Origin of the sequence: Afifella pfennigii DSM 17143 (genome assembly GCF_000688515.1) — a bacterium.
Lineage (GTDB): Bacteria > Pseudomonadota > Alphaproteobacteria > Rhizobiales > Afifellaceae > Afifella > Afifella pfennigii.
In genome coordinates, this window is sequence record NZ_JHZK01000005.1 from 12,539 (window position 1) to 37,965 (window position 25,427).

The following is a 25,427-nucleotide window of genomic DNA, read 5'->3' on the forward strand; positions in this document are numbered from 1 at the left end:
ATCATTGCCGGGCGATGGCAATGTTATCTTGATTGACTGTTCAATCAAAAACCCGCAGGAGAAAGGCGTGCCCCGCCGCGCCGCAGGGCGGCCTTACGGAAAAGCCGAAAGCTCGCCGGGCAGGCCGAAGGCTTGCGGCAAGCGCGCAAGGGGCAGGCAGCATCGCCGGAGGAGGAAGATGCCCCGCATCGGAATGGAGCCGGTACGCCGCAAGGCGCTGATCGACGCGGCCATCGACGCCATCCACCAGGACGGCATGGCGCATGTCACCATGGGCGCGATAGCCCGCCGCGCCGGCGTCTCGGCGGGGTTGGCGCATCACTATTTCGGCGGCAAGGACAAGCTGCTTCTGGCCACCATGCGCCATCTTCTGGCCGAGCTCGGCGAGGAGGTGGAGGCGCGGCTGAGGCGGGCGGCAACGCCGCGTCAGCGCGTCGGCGCCATCGTCGCCGGCAATTTCGCCCCCGGCCAGTTCCGTCCCGCGGTGATCTCCGCCTGGCTCGCCTTCTACGCCGCGGCGGAGACGCAGCCGGAGGCGCGCCGCCTCTTGCGCGTCTATACGAGGCGCCTTGAAAGCAACCTCGTCCACGCCCTGCAGGAGCTGACGGGCGAGCGGGAACGGGCGATGCTTCTTGCCGAGACGATTGCCGCGCTCATCGACGGGCTGTGGATCCGCCGCTCCCTGGCGCCCGGCGAGCCGGATCCGGCCGGCGCCGTCGCCCTGGTGGAGCGGGCGGTGGAAGCGGCGCTCGCCGGCGACGGGCGGCCGGAGGCCTGAGGATGGCGGAGGCGGACTTCATTATCGTCGGCGCCGGCTCGGCCGGCTGCGCCCTCGCCGCGCGGCTGTCGGAGGATGGCAGAAACGACGTGCTGGTGGTGGAGTTCGGCGGCAGCGACGCCTCGCCCTTCATCCAGATGCCGGCGGCCCTTTCCATCCCCATGAACACCGCCCGCTACGATTGGGGCTACCGCACCGAGCCGGAGCCCCATCTCGGCGGGCGCCGGCTCGCCTGCCCGCGCGGCAAGGTCATCGGCGGCTCCTCCTCCATCAACGGCATGGTCTTCGTGCGCGGCCATGGGCGCGATTTCGATGCCTGGGAGGCGATGGGGGCGCGGGGCTGGGGCTTTGCCGACGTGCTTCCCTATTTCAAGCGCCTGGAGACGAGCCATGTCGGCGAGGCGCCCTGGCGCGGGCGCGAGGGCCCGGTGCATGTCACCCGCGGGGCGATGAAAAACCCGCTCTACGGCGCCTTCGTCAGGGCCGGGGCGCAGGCCGGCTATCGGCTGACGGAAGATTACAACGGCGCCGCCCAGGAAGGCTTCGGGGCGATGGAGATGACCGTCTGGGGCGGGCGACGCTGGTCGGCGGCGAACGCCTATCTGCGCCCGGCCCTGAAGCGGGCCAACCTGAGGCTGATGGATCGCACCCTGGTGGAGGAAATCGTCTTTGAGGGAAGGCGCGCCGTCGGGGTGAAGGTGGTGCGGGCGGGAAGGCGCCAGACGCTGCGGGCGCGCCGCGAGGTGATCCTGTCGGCCTCGGCCATCAACTCGCCGAAGCTGTTGATGCTCTCCGGCATCGGCCCGGCGGCGCATCTGAAAGAGGCCGGCATTGAGGTGCTCGCCGACCGGCCGGGCGTCGGCGCCAACCTGCAGGACCATCTGGAAGTCTATGTGCAGCAGGAATGCACGCAGCCGGTCTCGCTCAACGCGCATTTGTCGCTCCTCGGCAAAGGCCGGATCGGCCTCAGATGGCTCCTGACGCGCGCCGGGCTCGGCGCCTCCAACCATTTCGAGGCCTGCGCCTTCATCCGCTCCGCGCCGGGGGTGGAATATCCCGACCTGCAGATGCATTTCCTGCCGGCGGCGGTGCGCTACGACGGCAGGGCCGCGGCCAAGGGGCACGGCTACCAGATCCATATCGGGCCGATGCGCTCGCCCTCGCGGGGGTCTGTCAGCCTTGCCTCGCGCGATCCGGCGGCGGCACCGATAATCCGCTTCAACTATATGAGCCACGACAAGGATTGGGCCGATTTCCGCGCCGCCATCCGGCTGGTTCGCGAGATCTTCCGCCAGCCCGCCTTCCAGCCTTTTGCCGGGCCGGAGCTCGCGCCGGGCGAGGGGGCGGAGAGCGATGAGGCACTCGACGAATTCGTGCGCCGCGAGGTGGAGAGCGCCTATCATCCCTGCGGCACCTGCCGCATGGGCGAGGCGGCCGACCAACAGGCCGTCGTCGATCCCGAATGCCGGGTGATCGGGGTGGAGGGCCTCAGGGTGGTCGATTCGGCCATCTTCCCGCAGATCACCAACGGCAATCTCAACGCCCCCTCCATCATGGTCGGCGAGAAGGCGGCCGACCACATCCTCGGCAAGACGCCGCTGCCGCGCGCGAATCTTGAGCCGGTGATCTCCGCCGACTGGCGGGTGTCGCAGCGCTAGAGCGCGTCATACCTTGCTGGAAGCGGTCCTGTTTTGGTTTCGGGGAGGCGCGCGACAGGAGAGACGCGCAGCGCGATGCGGGGCATCGGGCGAGCGGCTCGACGCGGCGAGCGCCCGCCGAAACAAGACCTGAAAGGCCGGGGGCTCTTGCGCCCGATCCTTCGGCGCTCGGCTCGCCCGTAGCCCCGCTACGGCCTCGCCAATCTCCAAGGGCGCCGATTCCCAAGGGCGCCGGTCCTCCAAGGGCGCCGATCCCCCAAGGGCCTTGCCGCAAAATCCCCGCGGCAGAACGCATCCAGCAAGGCATGACACGCTTTAAAGGCCGGACCGCCTCACCCGCCGCGCCGAATTCCGCTACACTTGCCGCAAAAAGCGGGAGGCGGCGATGCCGGCAAGGCTCATCGAATACGGCGAGGCGAGCGCGCAGGTGCGCGCCGTCTTCGACGACATCAAGCGGGTGCGGGGCGTTCCCGACGTCAACAATTTCTGGAAGGCGCTGGCGAACCATCCGGCGCTGCTTTCCCGCACCTGGGAAAGCCTCAAGCAAGTGATGGCGCCGGGCGCGCTCGATCCGATGGTGAAGGAGATGCTCTACCTTGCCGTCTCCATCACCAATGGCTGCGCCTATTGCACGGCGAGCCATGGCGCGGCGGCGAGGAAGGCCGGCATGAGCGAGGAGATGTTCGGCGAGCTTCTTGCCGTCGTCGGGATGGCCAACGAGACCAACCGGCTGGTCGACGGGCTCGGCGTGCCCATCGACGCGCAATTTGTCGCCTCGGCCTCCACCTGATCTTGGCTGCCGGATTTTGGAGGGCGCGATGAACCTTTCCGGCCGGTCGGGACACCAAGCCTCATGAGCCCGCTTGCCTCCGAACGCGCCCGTGAGGGCGATAGCGACGAGGATCTTCTCCGCAAGATCGCAGATGGCGAGCGGGCCGCCATGCAGACGCTGTTTGCGCGCCATCAGGTGAGGGTGTTCCGCTTCGTCTTCCAGATGGTGCGCGATGAGGCCCTTGCGGAGGACATCACCAGTGACACCTTTCTCGATATCTGGCGCCAGGCGGATCGTTTCCAGTTCCGTTCGCGCGTCACCACCTGGATCCTCGGCATTGCCCGCTTCAAGGCGCTGGCGGCGCGGCGCAAGCGGCGCGAGGACAGCGCCGAGGAGGAGGAGATCGCCTCGGTGGCGGACAGCGCCGACACGCCCGAGCTCAGCGCCCAGAAGGCAAGCAAGGCCGGGCAGCTTACGGCCTGCATCGGCAGGCTCTCCGAGGTGCATCGCGAGATCGTCGATCTCGTCTACTACCAGGAGCTCTCCATCAAGGAGATCGCCGCGCTTCTCGGCATCCCCGACAACACCGTCAAGACGCGCATGTTTCACGCCCGCAAGCGGCTTTCGGAGCTGATGGCCGAGGCCGGGATCGATCGAGGTTGGCCATGACGAGCGACGACAAGGCGATGGACCGCGAGGAGGCGGAGGCGCTGCTGCCCTGGTACGCCGCCGCGCGTCTCGACGAGGGCGAGGCGAGGAAGATCGCCCGGCTGTTGGAGACCGACGCCGACCTTGCCCGCCAGCTCGCCCTCATCGAGGAGGACCGCCTCGCCGCCCTTGCCGCCGGCGAGGCCCTGCCGCTGCCCTCGCCGGGCGCGGCGGAGCGCTTCATGGCGCGGCTTGAGGCCGAGGAGCGGCTTGCCGCGCAAAAAAGCGCCGGCGGTGCCGCGCCGGGATGGATCGCTCGCTTCGGCGGCTTCTTCCAGTCGCTGTCGCCCGGTCAGGTCGCCTTCGCCGCGATCTTCCTCGTTGCCGTCGTCATCGGCCAGGCGGTGGTCATCAGCACCCAGATGGCGGGCGAGGAGGGCGCCATCTACGAGACCGCCTCCGGCGAGGGCCCGGCAGGAGCGGCGGGGCCGGCCTTCCTTCTCGCCTTCCAGCCGCGGGCCTCCATGGCCGAGGTCTCCGCCTTTCTCGCCGAACGCGGCGCGCGCATCGTGGAAGGCCCGCTCGCCGGCGGCCTTTACCGGGTCGAGGTGGAAGCGGGCGAGGGCGAGAGCGCGGAGGAGATCCTTGACCTCCTGAAGGCGGAGAGCCGGCTGGTGCGCACCGTCCTGCCGGCGAACTGACGCCGGCGCCGAGCCTCGACCTGTGCGCCATCGCACAGATGCGGGCGGCGCAAGCTGGAAGATTGCGCAAGGCGCGGAAAGGTGCCGCGCCGACGCCTCGTCTTTTCGGGAGGAAACGATGCGCTTCACATCCGCTTTCGGCCTTGCGGCCAGCCTTTTGCTTGCCGGCTTGGCGCTGCCCGGCTCGCCCGCCAGCGCCCAAGAGAACATCGCCTTCGGCGCCAAGCCGACGCATGTTCCGCGCGGGCAAGGCTCCGGGGGCTCCGGGGGCTCCAGAGGCTTCGGCGGTGCCGGCATCGGCATCGGCTTCGGCTTCATGCCGCCGCCGGTCGTCTTTCGTCCGCCTCCCCCCGTCCTCCACACGGCTCCGCCTCCCGTGCGGGTCTATCGGCCGGAGCGCGTGAGCCGGCCAAGGCCGGTGCACATCGCCCCGGCCGCGCGGCACAAGCCGGCGGTGCGCAAGGCGCGCGCCCAGCCGCAGGCGAGGCCGCAGCGCGCGGCGCCGCGCCAGCCCGTGCGCGGGCCGAGCCGCGTCTCCGGCATCCCGCCGGTCGGCGAGAACCGCTTCATGGAGGACGAGGTGGTGGTGCGCTACCGCGCCGGCACCGGCGAGGGCGCGATCCGCGATATCGCCGGCTGGGTGCGGCTGGAGGAAATCGACCGCCGGGAATTCGATTTGGCCGCGACCAGCGTCTATCGCTACCGCATTCTCGGCGGCCGCTCGGTGCGCCAGGCGATCGCGGCCCTGGAGGTCGACCCAAGGGTCGCCTTCGTTCAGCCGAACTATCTCTACAGCCTGCAGGAGATGCAGCTTCAGGCGCTGCCCGCGGCGCGCCCGAAGGACGATATGTCGGCCATGCAATATGCGCTGCACAAGCTGCGTCTGGATGAGGCGCATGGCCTGGCGCGCGGCCGACAGGTGCGCGTGGCGGTCATCGATTCGCCCGTCGACGCGGCCCATCCGGAGCTCAACGGCGCCATCGTGGAAAGCTTCAGCGCGCTTGAGGCGGAAGGCGACACGGCCGATGCGCACGGCACCGGCATCGCCGGCGTCATCGCGGCGCGCGGAACGCTGCGCGGCGCGGCGCCCGACAGCCAGATCGTCGCCGTCGCGGCCTTCCGGGAAGACGAGGCCGGCAGGACGAGGGGCTCCAGCTTCGATATCGCCCGCGGCCTCGATTTCGCCCACGAGACGGGCGCGCGGCTCGTCAATATGAGCTTCGCCGGGCCCGCCGACCCGCTGCTTGCCGACATGGTGAAGGCGGCGCTCGCCAGGAAGATGATCCTGGTCGCGGCCGCCGGCAATGCGGGCGCCGCCTCGCCGCCGCTCTACCCGGCCGCCTATGAGGGCGTCATCGCGGTGACGGCGACCGGCGCCGACGACAGCGCCTTCAGGCAAGCCAATGCCGGCGCGCATATCGCGCTTGCCGCGCCCGGCGTCGACATCCTCGCCCCGGCGCCAGAGGCCTCCTACCAGGTGGCCAGCGGCACCTCGCTCGCCGCCGCCCATGTCAGCGGGCTCATCGCCCTGATGCTGGAGCGCCAGCCGCAGATGAGCGGGGAGGAAGCGGTGGCGGCGCTGGCGAGCGCGGCCGTCGATCTCGGCGAGCCTGGACGCGACGAGCGTTTCGGCTCCGGCCTGCCGCAGGCCGACAGGGCACTTGCGGCCATGCCGCGGCGTCTTGCCGCCGGCCGCTGAGGCCCGGACGGGCGCGGACGGCCTTGAAGCACAAGCAAGGCGGCGGGCTCTTCCGGGCTCGCCGCTTTGGCGTCTTCCGCTTGCCGGCGAAAGCCGCGTTTGTGGGCGCGGCGCCCGAGCCCGGCTCCTATAGCACCAAAGGAGGAGGCCGAGATATGCGCTAGGTGCTTGATTTGCCGTCTGCCACGGCTACAGTGCCGGCAAGTTGAAAGGAACGAGCGCGACAACAAGCGCCGTCCGAGGGTGAGGAAATAGCTTGATGGCGGATGGCGTTGCCGCGGCGATCGCCCGTCACGATACTTTTCCCAAACTATTGTTGCGCAATGCCGACATGCGCGGCGAGCGGCCGGCGATGCGCGAGAAGGATTTGGGCATCTGGCAGACCTGGAGCTGGAAGGATGTCCTTGACGAAATCCGCGCCTTTTCCATCGGTCTTGCCGGTCTCGGCCTGAAGCGTGGAGACAAGATAGCCATTATAGGCCAGAATCGGCCGAGGCTTTACTGGTCGATGTGCGCCGCCCAGGCGCTCGGCGCCGTGCCGGTGCCGCTCTATGCCGATTCCGTCGCCGAGGAGATGGCCTATGTGCTCGCCCATGCGGAGGTGGCGGCGGCGGTGGTGGAGGACCAGGAGCAGGTCGACAAGCTTCTTTCCGTCGCCTCCGAGGTGCCGAGCCTCACGACCATCGTCTACGACGATCCGCGCGGGCTGAGGGATTACGACCCGGAGCATCTGCATGCCTTCGAATGGGTCCGCGAGAAGGGACGCGAGCGCCTTGCCGCCTCGCCTGAGGCCAAGGGCGAGTGGGAGGCCCTGATCGCGGAGGGCAAGGGCTCTGACCTTGCCATCCTTCTCTATACCTCCGGCACCACCGGCCGCCCGAAGGGGGTGATGCTCTCCTTCGACAACCTCGTCATCTCCGCCCAGAACGGCAACCGCTTCGATCATCTGGATGAAAGCGAGGAGGTCGTCGCCTATCTGCCCATGGCCTGGGTGGGCGATCACATCTTCTCCTATGCCCAGTCCTATTGCGCCGGCTACTGCGTCGCCTGCCCGGAAAGCCCGGAAACGGTGATCCAGGACCGGCGCGAGCTCGGCCCCACCTATTTCTTCGCCCCGCCGCGCGTGTTTGAGAACCTTCTCACCATGATCATGGTGCGTATGGAGGATGCCGGGCGGGCGAAATACAAGACCTTCCACGCCTTCCTGGGGCTCGCCCGCCGCGTCGGCGAGAAGCTCCTCAACGGCGAGAAGGTGTCCTTGACGGACCGGCTCCTCTACCGGCTCGGCGACTTCCTCGTCTACGGGCCGGTGAAGAACCGGCTCGGCTTCTCGCGCCTTAAGGTCGGCTACACGGCCGGCGAGGCCATCGGGCCGGAAATCTTCCGCTTCTACCGGGCGCTCGGCATCAACCTGAAGCAGCTCTACGGCCAGACGGAAGCCTCCGTCTACATCACCATGCAGCCGGACGGGGAGATCCATGCCGACACGGTCGGCACGCCGGCGCCCGATGTGGAGATCAAGATCGCCGAGAGCGGCGAGGTGCTCTACCGCTCGCCGGGCGTCTTTCTCGGCTATTACAGGCAGGAGGAGGCGACGCGGGCGACCAAGACCGAGGACGGCTGGGTGCATACCGGCGATGCCGGCTTCTTCGACAAGAGCGGGCACCTGAAGATCATCGATCGCGCCAAGGATGTCGGCAAGCTGACCGACGGTGCGCTGTTCCCGCCCAAATACGTGGAGAACAAGCTCAAATTCTATCCCAACATCAAGGAGGCCGTGGCCTTCGGCGACCAGCGCGACATGGTCGCCTGCTTCATCAATATCGATCTCACGGCCGTCGGCAGCTGGGCGGAGCGCAACAACATCTCCTATGCCAGCTACCAGGAGCTGTCGCAGCATCCGCAGGTGATCGAGGCGATCACCGGGCATGTCGACCAGGTGAACCGCGATCTTGCCGGCGAGCCGATGATGGCCGGGGCGCAGATCCATCGCTTCCTCATCCTGCACAAGGAGCTCGACGCCGACGACGGCGAGTTGACCCGCACCCAGAAGGTCCGCCGCTCCTTCATCGCGGAACGCTACGGCGAGCTTATCGAGGCGCTCTACGACGGTTCGAGCGAGGTGCATGCGCGCACCGAGGTGACCTTCGAGGACGGGCGCAAGGGCATGATCGCGGCGGATGTGAAGATCATCGACATGAAGGTCCACGCGCCGGCCAAGGGCGCGGAGCCGAAGCTGGCGGAGGCCGCGGAGTGAGGGTGGGCTTGAAGCTTTGCATCGGAGCCGACGCTTCGTTCCTGAACCAGGTTCGGGACCAGCCTTCATTCAACAGGGCTGCAGCACGCTCCCACCTCCCCCTCGAGGGGGGAGGTCACCGCCGAGCGAAGCGAGTGCGGTGGCAGGGGGTGACAGCCTCCGCTACGGCGCTCTTGGCTTCACCCCACCGCGCGCCTCCGGCGCGACCCTCCCCCTCGAGGGGAGGGCGGGGTGCCTGGCGCTCGCGGAGCGCTGAAGGGCTTCTGCGGCCTTTGTTTGCCTCTGGGGCGAGCGATGCGCGTTGATCCGCAAAATGGCGGGCCGGGCTCGGCGCCGCGCAAGGAAGCGGCGCGCCAGAACGGCGAGGTGCTGCTCGCCGTCGACGACGTGTCGCTCTCCTTCGGCGGGGTGAAGGCGATTTCGCATGTCTCCTTCGACATCAGAAAGGGCGAGATCCGCGCCATCATCGGCCCCAATGGCGCCGGCAAGACATCGATGCTCAACGTCATCAACGGCTTCTATCATCCGCAGGAAGGCACCATCACCTTCAAGGGCGCCACGCGGCGCAAGATGCGCCCGCACGAGGCGGCGAGCCAGGGGATTGCCCGCACCTTCCAGAACGTCGCCCTGTTCAAGGGCATGTCGACGCTCGACAACATCATGTCGGGCCGCTCCCTGAAGATGCACCGCAATTTCTTCTGGCAGCTTCTTTGGGTCGGGCCGGCGCAGCGCGAGGAGATCGCCCATCGCCGCCGCGTGGAGGAGATCATCGACTTCCTGGAGATCCAGCACATCCGCAAGACGCCGGTCGGCAAATTGCCCTACGGGCTGCAGAAGCGGGTGGAGCTCGGCAGGGCGCTCGCCATGGAGCCGGAGCTTCTTCTCCTCGACGAGCCGATGGCCGGCATGAACCTGGAGGAGAAGGAGGATATGAGCCGCTTCATCCTCGACGTCTCCGACCAGTTCGGCACCACCATCGCCCTCATCGAGCACGATATGGGCGTCGTCATGGACCTTTCGGACCGCGTCGTCGTCCTCGATTACGGCTCCAAGATCGCCGACGGCACGCCCGAGGAGGTGCGCGGCAACCAGAAGGTCATCGACGCCTATCTGGGAGTGGCGCATTGATGGGCGTGCGTGTCGCAGCTCTTCGTTTGGCACCCTCCTCCCCCTTGAGGGGGGAGGTCGCCGGCTCGAGCGACAGCGAGGGACGGCGGGAGGGGGTGACGGCCTCCTCTTCGGCACTCTTGGCTCCACCCCACCCCGGCCCTGCGGGCCGACCCTCCCCCTCCAGGGGAGGGTGGCAGATTGCGGTGAGCTCATGAGCAATAAAGGGAGTCTCAGCGTCTTGAAGCGCGCGCGGGCCCGCCGGTTGCGAGCGGAGATGACACCGGCCGAAGCGAAGCTGTGGGCGCGCCTGAAGGATATTGAAACGCCGGGCACACATTTTCGCAGGCAGGTGCCGATCGGTCCCTGCATCGCCGACTTCGCTTGCCTCGGCGCACGCCTCGTCGTCGAGGTGGATGGTGAGCAGCATGGCCGGAACCCGCACAGGCCTTCTGATCAGCGTCGCGACCACTTCCTTGAAGGCGAAGGCTATCGCGTTCTGCGCTTCTGGAACGGCGATATCCTGCGCGAGATAGGCTCTGTTCTCGACACCATCTATGCGGCTCTGCACGGTGCGACGAACGCCGAGCCGGCTCTGTTGGGGCGGCGAGATCGTGTAACGCGCTTCCCACACGCTCCCTCCTCCCCCTTGAGGGGGGAGGTCGCCGGCTCGAGCGACAGCGAGGGACGGCGGGAGGGGGGGAGGCGCCCTAGGCTTCGGGCCCCTTCCGAAAAAGCGGCAGATTCAGCACACCCCACCCCGCGCCTACGGCGCGAACGATACTCTCGCGGGGCGCCTCAGGGGGAGTGTGGGGCGCAGGGCGCGCCGGCGGATCTCAGATCGCGGCCCCGTGACCAAGGCGCGGGCGCAAAGCGCGAGGTGGAGTGGCATCGATGAACGCGCTTTACACTGTCTTCGTCGATCCCTTCGTGCAGATGGGCGCGCAGCCGGATTTCTTCCTGCAGGTTCTGTGGGAGGGCTCCGTCGCCGGCATCCTCTACGCCCTCATCGCGCTCGGCTTCGTGCTCATCTTCAAGGCCTCCGGCGTCTTCAACTTCGCCCAAGGCATCATGGTCGTCTTCGCCGCGCTGTCGCTGGTCGGCCTCTACGAGGCCGGCGTGCCGGCCTGGCTGGCGCTGATCCTCGCCATCGCCATCATGGGGGTCCTGGCGCTCGCCGTCGAAGGCCTCGTCATGCGCCATCTCGTCAACCAGCCCGAGATCATCCTCCTCATGTCGACGATCGGGCTCACCTATTTCCTCATCGGCTTCGGCGAGTTCATCTTCGGCGGCGAGCCGAAGGTGATGGTGACGGAAGAGCTCGGCCTGCCGACCGGCTCCACCGTCCTGGAGCCGCCGGGGCTCGGGCGCGAGGGCGGGCCGGGCCTCATCATCCTGCAGCATATCGACATCGCCGCCGCCGTCATCGCCGTCGTCATGGTGACGGTGCTCGGCATCTTCTTCAACAAGACGCGCATCGGCAGGGCGCTCCGCGCCGTCGCCGACGACCATCAGGCGGCGCTGTCGGTGGGCATTTCGCTCAACCAGATCTGGGCGATCGTCTGGTTCGCCGCCGGCATCGTGGCGCTCGCCACCGGCATCATGTGGGGGGCGCGTTCCGACGTCTCCTTTGCGCTGGAAATCGTCGCCTTGAAGGCCCTGCCCGTCCTCATCCTCGGCGGCTTCACCTCTATTCCCGGCGCCATCGTCGGCGGGCTCATCATCGGCATCGGCGAAAAGCTCGGCGAAATCTATTGGGGCCCGCTGGTCGGCGGCGGCATCGAGAGCTGGCTCGCCTATGTGATCGCCCTCATCTTCCTCCTCTTCAGACCGCAGGGCCTCTTCGGCGAGCGGATCATCGAGCGGGTGTGAGATGAGCGTTGCCATGCACAAAAGCCGGCTCGGGGCGCTCGTCATCGACTGCCGCACCGACGACCTTGGCGAGGCGGCGCGCTTCTGGTCGGCCGCCTTCGGCTACGAGGCGATCTACGACGAGGACGACCCGAACTATGTCGGCCTCGCCGTGCCGGGCGATGAGCCGAAGATCATCCTGCAGGCGGTGGATCACGACAGCCGCGTGCATCTGGATATGGAGACCGACGACGAGGGCGCCGAAGTCGCCAGGCTGGAGGCCCTCGGCGCCAGGAAGGTCGCCGCGATCAAGGAATGGGTCGTCATGGAGGCGCCGACCGGGCACCGCTTCTGCGTCGTCGGCCCGCAGCGCCGCCATTTCGCCGAGGCGGCCACCGCCTGGTTCCCGCCGGAAGCCAATGTCGAGAAGGACGCCTAATGCTGTACAGGGAAGCCGGCCAGTTCAAGACGTCCTATGCGGCCGACCAGGCCGTGTTTCCGCTGCGCGAGGACCGGGTGGGCCTTGTCCTGACGCTGCTCGTCGCCTTCATCGTCGTGCCCGTCTTCGCCAACGATTTCTTCCTCGCCTCCATCATGATCCCGTTCCTCATCTTCGCCTGCGCGACGATCGGGCTGAATATCCTGACGGGCTATGCCGGCCAGCTTTCGCTCGGCACCGGCGCCTTCATGGGGGTGGGAGCCTATGCGGCCTACAAGCTGACCACCTTCTTCCCCGAAGCGAACATCATCCTCCTGGTCGTCGTGTCGGGCGTCTTTTCCGCCGGGATCGGCATCGTCTTCGGCCTGCCCTCGCTCAGGATCAAGGGGCTCTATCTCGCGGTGACGACGCTGGCGGCGCAGTTCTTCCTGGAATGGTGCTTCATCCGCATTCCCTGGCTCTACAATTACAACGCCTCCGGCGCCATCGAGGTGCCGCAGCGCGAGGCCTTCGGCGTCATCGCCTGCGGCCCGGCGGCGGACCCGCTGACGCGCTACTTCATCGTGCTGTGCGTCACCCTCGCCATCACGTTCCTGATGAAGAACGTCATCCGCGGCCATATCGGCCGCTCCTGGATGATGATCCGCGATATGGATATCGCCGCCGAGCTCATCGGCATTCGCCCGCTTTACGCCAAGCTCTCCGCCTTCGCCGTCTCCTCCTATATCTGCGGCGTCGCCGGGGCGATGATGGTGTTCTTCTGGCTGGGCGCGGCGGAGCCCTCGGCCTTCTCCATCTCGCTCTCCTTCCAGATCCTGTTCATGGCGATCCTGGGCGGGCTCGGCTCGCTGATGGGCTCCTATTTCGGCGCCGCCTTCCTGTGGATCCTGCCGGTGCTGTTGCGCTTCACCCTGCCCGGGCTCGGCATCGATATCGGGGCTGAGACGGTGCAGCACCTCACCTTCATGATCACCGGCGCGCTGATCATCTTCTTCCTCATCGCCGAGCCGCACGGCCTCGCCCGGCTGTGGCAGATCGGCAAGGAGAAGCTGCGCGTCTGGCCCTTCCCCTACGGGTAGAGGAGGGAAAGATCTTGCAATCCTCGTTTGACCGCAACGTGGGGCAAGCTACCATCGGGCCACGGACCGGGCCCGAACAATGGGAGAAAGGTCCAGGAGAACGCGGGCAAAGACCCGAACTGGGAGGGAAACGATGATGTTGAAAAAGCTCGCCTTGGGCGCGGCTTTTGTCGCCATGACAGGGATGGCGGCCGAAGCCTTCGCGCAGGAATCGCTCTATATCCCGCTTTTGACCTACCGCACCGGCCCCTTCGCCGGCTCCGGCATCCCCATCGCCAACGGCATGTCCGACTATCTCACCATGCTGAACGAGCGCGACGGGGGCATCGGCGGCGTCAAGCTGACCATCGAGGAATGCGAGACCGGCTACGACACCCAGAAGGGCGTCGAATGCTACGAAGGCACCAAGGGCAACGGCGCGCTGGTCTACAATCCCTATTCGACCGGCATCACCCTGCAGCTCATCCCCAAGGCCTCGGTCGACAAGGTGCCGATCCTTTCCATGGCCTATGGGCTCTCCGCCGCCGCCGAGGGCGACACCTTCCCGTGGGTGTTCAACCCGCCGGCGACCTACTGGGACGGGCTTTCGGCCATCATCAAGGATATCGGCGAGCGCGAGGGCGGCCTTGACAACCTTCAGGGCAAGAAGATCGGCTACATCTTCCTCGACGCCGGCTACGGCCGCGAGCCTATCCCGCTTCTGGAGCAGCTCGCGGAGAATTACGGCTTTGAGGTCACCCAGTATCCGGTGCCCGGCAAGGAGATGCAGAACCAGTCCTCGCAATGGCTGAACGTGCGCCGCGACAACCCGGACTACATGATCATGTGGGGCTGGGGCGCGATGAACCCGACGGCGGTGAAGGAAGCCACCAAGATCCGCTATCCGATGGACAAGTTCTACGGCGTCTGGTGGTCGGGCGGCGACGACGATGCCAGGGCCGGCGGCGCCCAGGCCAATGGCTACCGCACCTTGAACTTCCACGGCACCGGCGCCGACTATCCGGCGCTCGCCGACATCAAGGAGCATGTCGTCGATGCCGGCAAGAGCCAGGTTGAAGGCGATAAGTTCGGCGAAAACCTCTACAATCGCGGCGTCTACAACTCCGTGCTCATCGCCGAGGCGATCCGCACCGCCCAGGAGATGACCGGCAAGGACGTCATCAACGCCGAGGACATGCGCGCCGGGCTGGAGAACCTCGACATCACCGAAGAGCGGATCAAGGAGATGGGGCTGGAAGGCTTCATGCGCCCGGTCAAGGTGAGCTGCGAGGACCATTCGGGCCATCACGAGGTCTATGTCCAGGAATGGGACGGCCAGACATGGGTGCCGGCCTCCGACTGGTTCTCGCCGATGACCGATGTCGTCTCCCCGCTCTTGGAGGCGGCGGCGGAGGAATACGTCAAGAGCAACGCCCCCTGGCCGGAGCGGCAGGTGGAATGCGCCTCCGGTAGCTGAGGCGCCGTGCTTGCGGTGGTCGGCAACACGCCGGCCACCCCCCGCGTGGCCGGTGGCCGCGGGACGTGTGCGCAATTTTGAGACTTTGGCGGGCTGACGGGACGTTGCAGCCTGCCGCGGCGTCAAGGAAAGACCGCGATGGTTGCACTGGAAAGCTCGGCCGGCGACGCTCTCGCCGAGAAGGTCTCAGACCCGATCCTCAGGGTCACCAATGTGGAGGTCATCTACGACCACGTCATCCTGGTCCTGAAGGGCGTGTCGCTGACCGTGCCGCAGCGCGGGATCGTCGCGCTGCTCGGCGCCAACGGCGCCGGCAAGACGACGACGCTGAAGGCGATCTCCAATCTCCTCAGGGCCGAGCGCGGCGAGGTGACCAAGGGTGCCATCGAGTTCCGCGGCGAGCGGGTGGAAAAGCTGACGCCGAACGCCCTCGTCAACCGCGGCTGCATCCAGGTGATGGAGGGACGGCACTGCTTCGGCCACCTGACGGTGGAGGAGAACCTTCTCACCGGCGCCTATACGCGCAAGGACGGCTGGGCCGCCATCCGCCGCGACCTTGAGCTCGTCTATAGCTATTTCCCGAGGCTGAAGGAGCGGCGCGGCAGCCAGGCCGGATATACGTCGGGCGGCGAGCAGCAGATGACGGCGATCGGCCGGGCGATGATGGCGCGCCCGAAGATGATCCTGCTCGACGAACCATCCATGGGGCTCGCCCCGCAGCTGGTCGAAGAGATCTTCGAGATCGTCAAGGAGCTCAACACCAACGAAGAGGTGGCTTTCCTGCTGGCGGAGCAGAACACCAATGTGGCGCTGAAATACGCCACCTACGGCTATATTCTGGAATCGGGGCGTATCGTCCTCGACGGCGAGGCGAAGGCGCTGCGCGAGAACGAGGACGTCAAGGAATTCTACCTCGGCATCGGCGGCGAGGGACGCAAGAGCTTCCGCGAGGTCAAGCATTACAAGCGCCGCAAGCGCTGGCTCGCCTGAAAGGCCCACCAGGCGGCAAGGCGATACCCGTCCCCGGCGGGTTTAACCTCGCGCTAAGCATGGAAACCAAGATTTGCCGACAAGTTGAAACAAGTTTGAGCTAATTGGCGTTGGCGCGGCGAAGGAGACCAGCCATGAGCGATGACGCCAGACTCGTCCTGTTGATGCGCGAAATCTACGGCCCCGGCGATCCGGCGCGCCGCATGGCGGCGCAGGCGCTGGTGCGGGCCTTGCGGCGCCGCTGCGACGTGCAGCGCGATGTCGACCGGATCGCCAGCGAGGTGGGGCTGACGGCCGGCGAGGCCGGGGCACGCGAGGTGCGCCGCCTCTGCCAGCTCGTTGCCTGAAGACTGGGGCCTGAAGACTGGGGCCTGAAGACTGGGGCCTGAAGACTGGGGCCTGAAGACTGGGGCCTGAAGACTGGGGCCTGAAAACTGGGGCCTGAAAACCGCGGCCTGAAAACCGGTGCGGAAGGATCGGGCCTTGGGACAGCCGCCTGGAACGCGGCCGCCTGGAACGGCGGCCCCCGGGAACTCGGCCCCGGGAACTCGGCCCCCGGAAAAATTGCATCGCCCAGTCTGAAACCTTTCCAAGCTTTGCTCCGTAAGGGCGGTCATGGCCGGCCTTCAGGAGAGTTGCCCGGCCCAATCCAAGGGAGTTTTCAGACATGTCCAAGACGAGAACGATGCGCTTTGCTCTTGCCGGTGTGGCTTTCCTCGCCCTTGTCGCGGCGCCAGCCGTGGCGATGTCGCCGAGCAAGGTCGGCGGGGCGACGATGTATCCCGACAAGACGATCGTGGAGAATGCGGCGGCCGCCGACAGCCTGAGCACGCTCGTCGCCGCGGTGAAGGCCGCCGGCCTTGCCGAGACGCTGAGCGGCGAGGGGCCCTTCACCGTCTTCGCGCCCACCAACGCCGCCTTCGAGAAGCTGCCGGAAGGCACGGTGGAGACGCTGCTGAAGCCGGAGAACAAGGAGAAGCTGCAGCAGATCCTCACCTATCATGTGGTCGCCGCCAAGGCGACGTCGGATGCCGCCATCAAGATGGTCAAGGACGATGGTGGCGAGCACAATGTCACCACGGTTTCGGGCGATACCCTGACCTTGAAGATGGATGGCGACAAGCTCGTGATCATCGACGAGAGCGGCAACGGCGCTACCGTCACGCAGGCTGACGTCATGCAGTCGAACGGCGTGGTGCACGTCATCGACATGGTGCTTCTGCCGGCCGGCTAAACGGTCGAACGAGGTTCGTCCGGACGGCACGCTGCCGTCCGGCGATCGAGAGGCGGTCCAAGCCCCCCGGACCGCCTCTCTTTTTGCCCGGTGTTCGCCTATCTCGGTTCGGGCACGAGCTTGCCCTGATAGATGACGGGACCGGTGGCGGTGCCGGTCGGCGAGCCGCCCGGCGGCTCCACGCTGACCGCGATCGCCGCATCGGCGATGGTGGCAAGCTCGGAGGCGCCGACGCGCAGCGTCTTGGCCTCTTCCCTCTCTTCCAGAACGCCGATAGAGCGCGGTGCGCCGCCGCCGCCGACATACCAGAGCTCCAGGCTGTGATCGTCCGGCACCTGTGCCGACAGTGATCGCACGCTCACCGTGCCGGCTGCGGTGTCGACCGTCACCACCATGGCTGGCTGGCGGCCCTCCGCATCGACCACGGCGACATAGCGGTCGGTCTCCTCGCCTTGTGTGGGGGGCGGGACGAAGAAATCGGGCCTCAGGATGACGGCGAGGGCCAGACCTGCGGCAAGCGCGCCGGTGGCGAGCGCGGAGCCTCGCCAGATGGCGAGCCGCCGGCGCAGAGAGACGATTTCGGCACCTTGCGCCCCGCCGGCGGGGCCTTTGCCAGAGGACGGCGAGGCCGGCGCGGCGGGAATGGCGGAGGCGCCCCCTTCGTCGAGGCTGGCGGCGAGCTTGCGCCACAGTTCCGGTGGCGGTGCCTCCTCCGGCAGCGAGGCGGCGAGCGGGGCGAGGCGCGTTTCCATGGCGGCGACGGCGGCGGCGAGGTTCGGCTCGCGGACCATGCGCTCGGCAAAGTGCTCCCGCTCCTCGGCCGGCAGGGTGCCGAGGACATATTCCGCCGCCGCCATGCGCGTCGCTTCGTCCATCATCCGCCTTCCAGGCATTGAAACAGCGTCTTCAGACTGCGGTGCAGCCAGGTCTTGATCGTGCCGATGGGGCGAGCATAGCGCTGCGCCAGTTCCTCGCGCGAGAAGCCATAGCAATAGGCGAGCACCACCGTCTCGCGGGCCTGCGTCTCCAGCCCGTCGAGGCAATGCCGCAAGGCCTTCGCTTCCAGAGGGTCGGCACCGCGGGCACCGTCGGCCAGGAATTGCAGGATGTCCTCGCCCGTCTTCGTCTCCGTGATGCTCTTTTTGCCAAGCCGCTCCTCCTTGGAGCGCAGACGGTCGATGGCGGTGTTGCGGGCGATGGCGATCATCCACGCAAGCGGCGCGCCGGCGCTGCGCTCATAGCTCGAGGCCCGTTCCCAGATTTTCAGGAACGCTTCCTGCAGCGTCTCCTCCGCCAGGCTCCTATCGTCCAAGATACGAAGCTGAACGGCAAAGAGTTTCCCCGCCACGGTCCGGTAAAGCGCCTCGAAGGCCACCCGGTCGCGCCGGCCGGCGCGCTCCAAGAGCGTGGTGAGCACCTGATTGTCTTGAAGGGGCTTTTCCTGCACGGGCGCCGAGAAGGTCGAATGAGCTCGTCATAGCGGCATTTGGAAGCTTTTGTCGGCGTGGCAAGACCAGGCGTGCGCGAAGACGCAAAGCGCATGCGCGGCCGATGGCGCCTTGCAGGGCGGCGAGACGACGGCTACATGGGCGGCGTTGAACTCAAGCCAGCCCAGGATCCCATGCGCGCCATTCTCGACGTCGTCCTTCTGGTCCTCAATCTCTATACTTGGGTGATCATCGCCAGCGCCATCTTTTCCTGGCTCTACGCTTTCAACGTCATCAATCCGCGCAACCAGGTGGTGGAAGTCATCGGGCGGGCGCTCTACCAGCTGACGGAGCCGGTGCTGCGGCCCATCCGGCGCTTCATACCGGCCTTCGGCGGGCTCGATATCTCGCCGATCATCGCCATCCTGGCGATCTTCCTGTTGCAGCGGATCATCGTCTACTACCTCTATCCCGTGGTCATTTGAGCCAAGCCGGCTTCTGGCGCGCCACGCCGCAGGGAATGCTGGTCAGCGTGCGGCTGACGCCGAAGGCGGCGAAGGACACGTTGGAAGGGGCCGAAGCGCTCGCCGACGGCCGCGTCGTCCTGAAAGCGCGGGTGCGTGCGGTGCCGGAAAAGGGCGCCGCCAACAAGGCGCTGGAAGCACTCCTGGCGAAGGCCCTCGGCCTTGCGAAGAGCGCCGTCAGCGTGGAAAGCGGGCAGACATCGCGCCTGAAGACGGTGCTTGTGGCGGGCGAGCCGAAGGAGCTGACGGAGAAACTGACGAAGCTCGGCTGAGGCTTTCAGCTCTCTGGTCTTCAGAGCCGGAAGGAGAAGACCGCCACGGGCATGCGCCGATCGCCGAAGAGCGTCTGCGCCATGGAGCGCACACGCCCGCCGCGGCGCTCGTAGAATTCCAGCGCCCGGGCGTTCTCTGTCAGGGCGCGGACGAGAAGGCGCGTGAAGCCGCGCTCCTTCAAGGTGCGGCAGGTCTCCTCAAAGAGTAGCCGGCCGCCGCCGATCCCTTGGTATTCGGGCAGAAGATAGAGCTCGTAGATCTCGGCCGTGCGGGCATGCGAGCGCTGGCGCGCCAGGCCGAACGTGGAATAGCCGACGATGAGGCCGCCGATTTCCAGGACGAGGACGTTGCGCCGCCGGCCGATCACCTCCACCCAATGCGCAGGGCCGTGGCGGGCGATCATCTGGCGCAGCGCCACCGCCGGCAGAATGCCGGCATAGGCCTCGCTCCACGAGCGCTCATGCACCTCCGCGATGGCGGCGGCGTCGGAATGCAGAGCGTAGCGAATGTCGATGACGAGGGCGCCCATAAGGGCGAGCCTATGACGGTTCAGCCCCGCCGGGCAATCGCTTACAGCGTCTCAGGCTGCATCTTTTTTGGCCCTCTCGGCGCGCTTGCGTTCATGCGGGTCGAGGATCGCCTTGCGCAGGCGGATGGAGCGCGGCGTCACCTCCACCAGCTCGTCGTCGGCGATATAGGAGAGCGCCTGTTCCAGGGAAAGCCGCATGGGCGGGGTGAGGAGCACGTTGTCGTCCTTGCCGGCGGCGCGCACGTTGGAAAGCTGCTTGCCCTTCAGGACGTTGACCTCAAGGTCGTTGCCGCGGCTGTGCTCGCCGACGATCATGCCCGGATAGACCGCATCGCCCGGGCCCACCATCATGGCGCCGCGCTCCTGCAGGTTGAACAGCGCGTAGGGCACGGCGGCGCCGGTGCCGTTGGAAATGAGGACACCGGTATGGCGCGTCGGAATCTCGCCGCGCCAGGGCATGAAGCCGTGGAAGACCCGGTTCATGATCGCGGTGCCGCGCGTATCGGAGAGGAGCTCGGAGAGATAGCCGATGAGGCCGCGCGTCGGCACGTGGAAGACGAGGCGCGTGCGCCCGCCACCGGAGGGGCGCATCTCCGCCATCTCGCCCCGGCGCGTCGACAGCTTCTCGATGACGACGCCGGAATGCTCGTCGTCGACATCGATGGTCACCTCCTCCACCGGCTCCAGCGTCTCGCCGGTCTCGCCCACTTGCGTGACCACGCGCGGCTTGCCGATGGTGAGTTCGAAGCCCTCACGGCGCATCGTCTCGATGAGGATGGCGAGCTGCAGTTCGCCGCGGCCGGCCACCTCAAAGGCGTCCTTCTCGGCCGCCTCGCTCACCTTCAGCGCCACATTGCCTTCCGCCTCGCGCAGCAGGCGCTCGCGGATGACGCGGCTTTGCACCTTGTCGCCCTCGCGGCCGGCGAGCGGGCCGTCGTTGATGCGGAAGGACATGGCCAGCGTCGGCGGGTCGATCGGCTGGGCGAAGATCGGTTCGGCGAGCGACGGATCGGCAAGCGTGTCGGCGACGGTCGCCTCGCTCATGCCGGCAAGGGCGACGATATCGCCCGCCTCGCCCGCCTCGATGGGCTGACGCTCCAGGCCGCGGAAGGCGAGCACCTTGGAGACGCGGAAGGTCTCCACCGGTTCGCCCTCGCGGCTGAGGGCGCGCAGGCTCTGACCTGCCTTGACGCTGCCGGAGCGGATGCGCCCGGTCAGAAGCCGGCCGAGAAAAGGGTCGGCCTCCAAGGTCGTCGCCAGCATGCGGAACGGAGCCTCCTCCACCACCGGCGCCGGCACATGCGTCAGGACGAGATCGAGAAGCGCGTCTATGCCTTTGTGGCGTCCGTCGGGGGTATCGGCCATCCAGCCTTGCTTGGCCGAGCCGTAGAGAACGGGAAAGTCGAGCTGCTCGTCGGAGGCGCCGAGCGCGGCGAAGAGATCGAAGACCTCGTTCAGCACCTCGTCGGGACGCGCATCGGTCTTGTCGACCTTGTTGATGACGACGATGGGCTTCAGGCCGACGGCAAGCGCCTTGGTGAGGACGAATTTCGTCTGCGGCATCGGGCCTTCGGAAGCGTCGACGAGCAGGAGCGCGCCATCCACCATGTTGAGGATGCGTTCCACCTCGCCGCCGAAATCGGCATGGCCGGGCGTGTCGACGATGTTGATGCGCGCATCCTGCCACAGGAGCGAGGTCACCTTGGCGAGGATGGTGATGCCGCGCTCGCGCTCCAGCGCGTTGGAATCCATCACGCGCTCGGCGATGCGGGCGCCCTCGCGGAAGGCGCCGGTGGCCTTCAGGAGCACGTCGATGAGGGTCGTCTTGCCATGATCGACATGCGCGATGATGGCGATGTTGCGAAGATCAGAGGTCATGGGAGCCGTTCGTTGGGAGTGTGCCTTACTCCATTCCGTGGCTCGACAACAGTGCGATCTGTCGCCAAGCGGCGCACGCGAGGGCCTGGCGCGACGGCTTGCCCTCAATTTTAGCGATTGGCTTTACCCTCCGTTCAGCCTGCCCGCAGCTTTCACTACGGAAGCCTGCCATTTTAAGCAATTTCTGCGTTTTCCGTCCCAGGATGCCGCTCAAACAAGGCGTCGGACATGAACATGCATAGTGGGCTGCGCATAAGGCTGCGAAGGCTCCGCCGCGACGAGAGCGGGGCGACGGCTCTGGAAATGGCCGTGGTCGGGCCGGCTTTCATCATGATGATGATGGGGGCGGTGGAGATGGGCATGCTCTATGCCGCCGAGAGCGTCCTGGAGCATTCCACCTACGTCGCCACGAGGCTCGGCCGCACCGGGTTCGTGGAAGACGAAAGCACCCGCGACGAGACGGTGAAGGATATGCTGCGCCAGAAGGCCAGCGTTCTCCTCGACCCGGCCAAGCTCAACATCTCAAGCAAGGCGTATCAAAACTTCGACGATATCGGCGATCCGGAGCCCTTTGTCGATGCCAACGGCAACGGCGTGCGCGACGATGGCGAGAATTACACCGACATCAACGGCAACGGCCAGTGGGACGCCGACAAGGGCGTCGCCGGATATGGCGCCTCCAGGGAGATCGTCGTCTACACCGTCACCTATCCCTGGACGTTCTTCACGCCGGTGATCGGCTCGATCTTCGCCGAGAACGGGACGATCACGCTGAGCGCCCGCGCGATCGTGCAGAACGAGCCATTCTGAGGCTGACGATGGGAACGAACGCCACCACCATCCTCCATCGGCTTGCAGGGCGCTGGCGGTCGCTGCGCCGGCAGGAGAGCGGCATCGCGGCGGTGGAATTCGCCCTGGTGACGCCGATGCTGCTCTTGCTCGGGCTCGGCGGCTTCCAGATGAGCCACTTCCTCTTGGCGCAACAGAAGGTGGAGAAGATGGCCTTCACCGTCGCCGACGTCGTCTCGCGCAACGAGATGATCACCGCCGGCATCGCCAACCAGATCTTCCGCGCGACCGGCGAGCTGATGCGGCCGATGTCCTTCGACGATAACGGCCTTGTCGTCCTGAGTGCGGTCGGCCGCGACGAGGGCGAGGCGAACGCCACCGTCGACTGGCAATGCGAGGGCGGGGGAACGCTCGCGGAGGATAGCCAGATCGGTCAGGTGAACGAGGTGGCGAGCCTGCCGGGCGGGTTGAGCCTCGATGAGGGCGACATGGTGATCGTGGCGGAGGTCTTCTACCGCTACGACCCTGTGATCTCAGGCTTTTTCATGGGTAATCGCGACTTGTACAAATACGCGCTGTTCCGGCCCCGGCTAGGGCAGCTCACCTCTGCGGCGGGGTGCTGAGATGTGGAACTTTGCCTTGAAACGACTGGTCCGGCGCTACCTCCGTTCGGAGGATGGCGCCCTGTTGCCGCTCATCGGCCTTGCCTCCGTGGCGCTCATCGGCACGGTGGGGCTGGCCATCGATATCGGGCGGGCGCAGCTCGTCCACGCCAAGCTCTTGAACGCGGCCGATGCGGGCGGTCTCGCCGCCGGCGCCAAGCTCAATTCCTCCTCCGTGCAGGACGATGTCGACACTTATGTAAGGGCGAATTTCCCGACCGGATACGCCAGCTCGCAGGTCACGAGCGTCACCGCGACGGTGAATGCCTCCGAGACGACGATCAACGTCTCGGCGGTCGCGCAAATGCCGACCACCTTCATGCAGCTCTTCGGCATCGATACGCTCGACGTGCGCGCCACCTCCGAGATCACGCGCGAGACCGGCGGTCTGGAGGTGGTGATGGTGCTGGACAATACCGGCTCGATGCGCGGCTATAAGCTGACGGCGCTGAAGAGCGCGGCCAACGAGCTGGTCGATATCCTCTTCGGCGATGACAGTCCCGACCATCTCTATATGGGGCTCGTTCCGTTCGCCCAGACCGTGAATATCGGTTCGGGCAAAAAGAGCTGGCTCAATGTCGATGTGACCGACCAGAGTGCGATCGATTATGCACAATCGGAAGGTTATGAATGGAACGGATGCGTGGAAGCGCGGACATTGAGTGGTCGCGATGTCACGGATGATCCGCCCTCGACAGAGAGTTTTTCACCTTTTTACTGGCGCGATCCAGATGATCTTTCATCCGGGTACAGCGATCAATCTTACAATAACTGGGCCAGCACGGAAGCGACCGGCCACTACGAGCGGCAATGCACCTTGTATTTCTGGGGGAGGTGCTGGCGCTACGAGAACGTCTGGGTCGAGGATGGTGAGGAGCGGACCTACAACACGCCCTTCTCCGACACTTTCGGGCCCAACAAGAGCTGTCTTCAGGCGGTCACGCCGCTGACTGCGAGCAAGTCGGCGATCAGCAATGCGATCGACGCCATGAAGGTTGAGAGTGACTGGTATACCCACATTCCCATGGGAGCGGTTTGGGGGTGGCGCATGCTGTCGCCGAACTGGCGCGGCCTGTGGGGCGGCGAGATGGACACCAACAATCTTCCCCTCGACTACAACAACGACCTCATGGACAAGGCCGCCATCATCATGACCGACGGCGACAACACGATGCCCGGTCGGATGGCAGACGATGTCTGGACTTACACGGCTTACGGAACCTTGCCGGAGGGGCGGCTCGGCACGACGAACGGCAATGCGGCGGAAGGCGAGATGGACGACCGGCTGGAGGAGGTCTGCACGTCGATGAAGAATGTCGGCATCATCGTCTACACCATCGCCTTCGGCAATCCGGGCAATTCCACCAAGGCGATGATGCGCCGCTGCGCCTCGCAGAACGACTTCTTCTTCGATTCGCCGTCCTCGGCGGATCTTTCGGAAGCTTTCCGCGAAATCGGCGATTCCCTGTCGAACCTGCGCGTCAGCCGCTAAGCCCGGCGGCGCGCCGCCGCTATTGTGGCAAGAGAGGGCCGCGCCCGCCCGCCGGAGCGGCCGCGGGCTCGCCGGTGGCGGAGCGGATCATCATCAACTCGCCGATATTCTCCGCCGTGACATAGCCGACGAAGCGGCCGCCCTCGGTCATGCCGGCGACGGTCACGCCGCCTTCGTTGACGCCGACGGCGGGGACGGAGCCGTCCTGCAGGCGCTTCAGGGCATCGCTCAGCCAGGCATGCGAGGGCACGGCCGGAATGTTGCGGGCCATCGCCTCCACCACCGGTGCTTCGCGCCCCTCCTTGCCGAGCGCCTCGATCAGCGCCTTGCGGGTGAGGACGCCGCGCAGGCGCCCACCGCCATCGACGACGGGAAATTCGTGCTGCGTCGTCTTCAAAAGCAGATCGGCGGCCTCGCCGATGGAGGCGTTCGGCGACAGCGCCTCAAATTGCGTGATCATCGCATCGCGCACCCGCACGCCGCGGGCCACGTCCTGGATGCCGACCGACTGCGCCTCGGCGGTGGCGGCGAGATAGATGAAGATGGCGATGAAGAGCAGGATCGGATTGCCGAAGAGGCCGAGGAAGCCGAAGCCGAAGGCGAGCGCCTGGCCGATGCGCGCCGCCGTCTCCGTCGCCTTCACCCGGTTCATGCGCGTGGCGAGGATGGCGCGCAGCACCCGCCCGCCATCCATCGGGAAGGCCGGGATGAGGTTGAAGATGGCGATGAAGAGGTTCACCGCGGCAAGGCGGGCGAGGAAGCTGACGCTCGGATCCTCCAGCTCCGCCAGCGCCTGCGGATCGACGGCGGCGCCCAGGAAGACGATGAGGATGAAGGCGAAGACGATGTTGACCGCCGGGCCGGCGAGGGCGACGAGAATCTCCTCGCCCGGCTTTTCCGGCATGCGCTCCAGCCGGGCGAGGCCGCCGATCGGCAACAGGGTGATGTCGGGCGTCTTGATGCCGTAGCGGCGGGCGACGAGCGCGTGGCCGAACTCATGCGCCACGACGCAGGCGAAGATCGCCAGGATGAAGAGAATGCCGTCGATGGCCGCGGCGGTGCCGCCCATCTGGTAATGGGCGATGCCGATCCACGCCAAGAGCAGGAAGAAGGTGACGTGGATGCGGATCTCGGAGCCGAAAAGGCGGCCGATGGGGAAGGACCAGGACATGGCGTCTAGATGG

Annotated in this window: 26 protein-coding genes; 21 read left to right on the forward strand and 5 right to left on the reverse strand. The window is 66.5% G+C overall.

Annotated elements, in window-relative coordinates:
• Positions 1 to 178 precede the first annotated feature (178 nt).
• The 16 genes from betI to Q331_RS0105865 all read left to right on the forward strand — a co-directional run bounded on the left by betI (position 179) and on the right by Q331_RS0105865 (position 16,669).
• Positions 179 to 778 (forward strand): choline-binding transcriptional repressor BetI, encoded by a 600-nt coding sequence (gene betI / locus Q331_RS0105795; RefSeq protein ID WP_026379899.1) that lies wholly within the window; start codon positions 179 to 181, stop codon positions 776 to 778.
• Positions 779 to 780: 2 nt separating this feature from the next.
• Positions 781 to 2,436: a choline dehydrogenase gene (betA, locus tag Q331_RS0105800; RefSeq protein ID WP_026379900.1), complete on the forward strand. Its 1,656-nt coding sequence runs from the start codon at positions 781 to 783 to the stop codon at positions 2,434 to 2,436.
• A 385-nt stretch (positions 2,437 to 2,821) separates the two neighbouring features.
• Positions 2,822 to 3,226 (forward strand): carboxymuconolactone decarboxylase family protein, encoded by a 405-nt coding sequence (locus tag Q331_RS0105805; protein WP_026379901.1) that lies wholly within the window; start codon positions 2,822 to 2,824, stop codon positions 3,224 to 3,226.
• Between the two features lie 63 nt (positions 3,227 to 3,289).
• Positions 3,290 to 3,877: a sigma-70 family RNA polymerase sigma factor gene (locus tag Q331_RS0105810; RefSeq protein WP_026379902.1), complete on the forward strand. Its 588-nt coding sequence runs from the start codon at positions 3,290 to 3,292 to the stop codon at positions 3,875 to 3,877.
• Positions 3,874 to 4,557 carry an anti-sigma factor gene (locus Q331_RS22915; protein ID WP_051630677.1) on the forward strand — a complete coding sequence of 228 codons (684 nt, stop codon included), beginning with the start codon at positions 3,874 to 3,876 and terminating at the stop codon, positions 4,555 to 4,557. Before Q331_RS0105810 ends, Q331_RS22915 begins: the two co-directional genes overlap by 4 nt.
• Before the next feature lie 118 nt (positions 4,558 to 4,675).
• A complete protein-coding gene (locus Q331_RS20220; RefSeq protein ID WP_051630678.1) occupies positions 4,676 to 6,256 on the forward strand; it encodes a S8 family serine peptidase in 1,581 nt (526 codons plus the stop codon).
• 259 nt (positions 6,257 to 6,515) lie between these two features.
• Entirely contained in the window at positions 6,516 to 8,513 is a 1,998-nt protein-coding gene (locus Q331_RS0105825) for an AMP-binding protein (protein ID WP_034491231.1), read from the forward strand.
• Positions 8,514 to 8,807: 294 nt separating this feature from the next.
• Positions 8,808 to 9,641, forward strand: coding sequence for an ABC transporter ATP-binding protein (locus tag Q331_RS20225; RefSeq protein WP_084174812.1), 834 nt, complete (start codon positions 8,808 to 8,810; stop codon positions 9,639 to 9,641).
• A gap of 193 nt (positions 9,642 to 9,834) precedes the next feature.
• A complete protein-coding gene (locus Q331_RS24385) occupies positions 9,835 to 10,518 on the forward strand; it encodes an endonuclease domain-containing protein (RefSeq protein WP_084174814.1) in 684 nt (227 codons plus the stop codon).
• On the forward strand, positions 10,515 to 11,492 hold the full coding sequence (locus Q331_RS0105835; protein WP_026379905.1) for a branched-chain amino acid ABC transporter permease: 978 nt from the start codon (positions 10,515 to 10,517) through the stop codon (positions 11,490 to 11,492). The genes Q331_RS24385 and Q331_RS0105835 overlap by 4 nt, the downstream gene beginning before the upstream one ends.
• 1 nt (position 11,493) lies before the next feature.
• On the forward strand, positions 11,494 to 11,910 hold the full coding sequence (locus Q331_RS20230; RefSeq protein WP_210164917.1) for a VOC family protein: 417 nt from the start codon (positions 11,494 to 11,496) through the stop codon (positions 11,908 to 11,910).
• Positions 11,910 to 12,989: a branched-chain amino acid ABC transporter permease gene (locus tag Q331_RS0105845; protein ID WP_026379906.1), complete on the forward strand. Its 1,080-nt coding sequence runs from the start codon at positions 11,910 to 11,912 to the stop codon at positions 12,987 to 12,989. The genes Q331_RS20230 and Q331_RS0105845 overlap by 1 nt, the downstream gene beginning before the upstream one ends.
• A 133-nt stretch (positions 12,990 to 13,122) precedes the next feature.
• Positions 13,123 to 14,445, forward strand: coding sequence for an ABC transporter substrate-binding protein (locus Q331_RS0105850; RefSeq protein WP_026379907.1), 1,323 nt, complete (start codon positions 13,123 to 13,125; stop codon positions 14,443 to 14,445).
• A gap of 138 nt (positions 14,446 to 14,583) precedes the next feature.
• Positions 14,584 to 15,435, forward strand: coding sequence for an ABC transporter ATP-binding protein (locus Q331_RS0105855; RefSeq protein WP_034491233.1), 852 nt, complete (start codon positions 14,584 to 14,586; stop codon positions 15,433 to 15,435).
• 134 nt (positions 15,436 to 15,569) lie between these two features.
• On the forward strand, positions 15,570 to 15,782 hold the full coding sequence (locus tag Q331_RS0105860; RefSeq protein ID WP_026379909.1) for a hypothetical protein: 213 nt from the start codon (positions 15,570 to 15,572) through the stop codon (positions 15,780 to 15,782).
• Positions 15,783 to 16,102: 320 nt separating this feature from the next.
• Positions 16,103 to 16,669 carry a fasciclin domain-containing protein gene (locus tag Q331_RS0105865; RefSeq protein ID WP_026379910.1) on the forward strand — a complete coding sequence of 189 codons (567 nt, stop codon included), beginning with the start codon at positions 16,103 to 16,105 and terminating at the stop codon, positions 16,667 to 16,669.
• A gap of 98 nt (positions 16,670 to 16,767) precedes the next feature.
• On the opposite strand, the gene Q331_RS0105870 is transcribed toward Q331_RS0105865, so the two are convergent.
• Complete coding sequence (locus Q331_RS0105870) at positions 16,768 to 17,544, reverse strand: anti-sigma factor (protein ID WP_026379911.1); 777 nt, start codon at positions 17,542 to 17,544, stop codon at positions 16,768 to 16,770.
• Positions 17,544 to 18,086: a sigma-70 family RNA polymerase sigma factor gene (locus tag Q331_RS0105875; protein ID WP_034491274.1), complete on the reverse strand. Its 543-nt coding sequence runs from the start codon at positions 18,084 to 18,086 to the stop codon at positions 17,544 to 17,546. The genes Q331_RS0105870 and Q331_RS0105875 overlap by 1 nt, the downstream gene beginning before the upstream one ends.
• Before the next feature lie 204 nt (positions 18,087 to 18,290).
• Here Q331_RS0105875 and Q331_RS0105880 point away from each other — a divergent pair, with 204 nt between their 5' ends.
• Together Q331_RS0105880 and Q331_RS0105885 are read left to right on the forward strand one after the other, a co-directional pair.
• Entirely contained in the window at positions 18,291 to 18,581 is a 291-nt protein-coding gene (locus Q331_RS0105880; protein ID WP_026379913.1) for a YggT family protein, read from the forward strand.
• The gene (locus tag Q331_RS0105885) at positions 18,578 to 18,892 is read left to right on the forward strand and encodes a DUF167 family protein (protein WP_026379914.1); all 315 of its coding nucleotides are present in this window, start codon (positions 18,578 to 18,580) and stop codon (positions 18,890 to 18,892) included. Before Q331_RS0105880 ends, Q331_RS0105885 begins: the two co-directional genes overlap by 4 nt.
• Positions 18,893 to 18,912: 20 nt before the next feature.
• Here the strand turns inward: Q331_RS0105885 and Q331_RS20235 are convergent, their stop codons facing one another.
• On the reverse strand, positions 18,913 to 19,422 hold the full coding sequence (locus Q331_RS20235) for a GNAT family N-acetyltransferase (RefSeq protein ID WP_051630681.1): 510 nt from the start codon (positions 19,420 to 19,422) through the stop codon (positions 18,913 to 18,915).
• Between the two features lie 51 nt (positions 19,423 to 19,473).
• The gene (typA, locus tag Q331_RS0105895; protein ID WP_026379915.1) at positions 19,474 to 21,300 is read right to left on the reverse strand and encodes a translational GTPase TypA; all 1,827 of its coding nucleotides are present in this window, start codon (positions 21,298 to 21,300) and stop codon (positions 19,474 to 19,476) included.
• Positions 21,301 to 21,528: 228 nt separating this feature from the next.
• Here typA and Q331_RS0105900 point away from each other — a divergent pair, with 228 nt between their 5' ends.
• The 3 genes from Q331_RS0105900 to Q331_RS0105910 are packed head-to-tail and all read left to right on the forward strand — an operon-like array spanning position 21,529 to position 24,243.
• The gene (locus Q331_RS0105900; protein WP_245615518.1) at positions 21,529 to 22,110 is read left to right on the forward strand and encodes a TadE/TadG family type IV pilus assembly protein; all 582 of its coding nucleotides are present in this window, start codon (positions 21,529 to 21,531) and stop codon (positions 22,108 to 22,110) included.
• 8 nt (positions 22,111 to 22,118) lie between these two features.
• A complete protein-coding gene (locus Q331_RS20240; protein WP_051630683.1) occupies positions 22,119 to 22,712 on the forward strand; it encodes a TadE/TadG family type IV pilus assembly protein in 594 nt (197 codons plus the stop codon).
• 16 nt (positions 22,713 to 22,728) lie between these two features.
• Entirely contained in the window at positions 22,729 to 24,243 is a 1,515-nt protein-coding gene (locus Q331_RS0105910) for a TadE/TadG family type IV pilus assembly protein (RefSeq protein WP_169738471.1), read from the forward strand.
• A gap of 19 nt (positions 24,244 to 24,262) precedes the next feature.
• Here the strand turns inward: Q331_RS0105910 and Q331_RS0105915 are convergent, their stop codons facing one another.
• A complete protein-coding gene (locus tag Q331_RS0105915) occupies positions 24,263 to 25,414 on the reverse strand; it encodes a site-2 protease family protein (protein WP_026379918.1) in 1,152 nt (383 codons plus the stop codon).
• Positions 25,415 to 25,427: the final 13 nt, after the last annotated feature.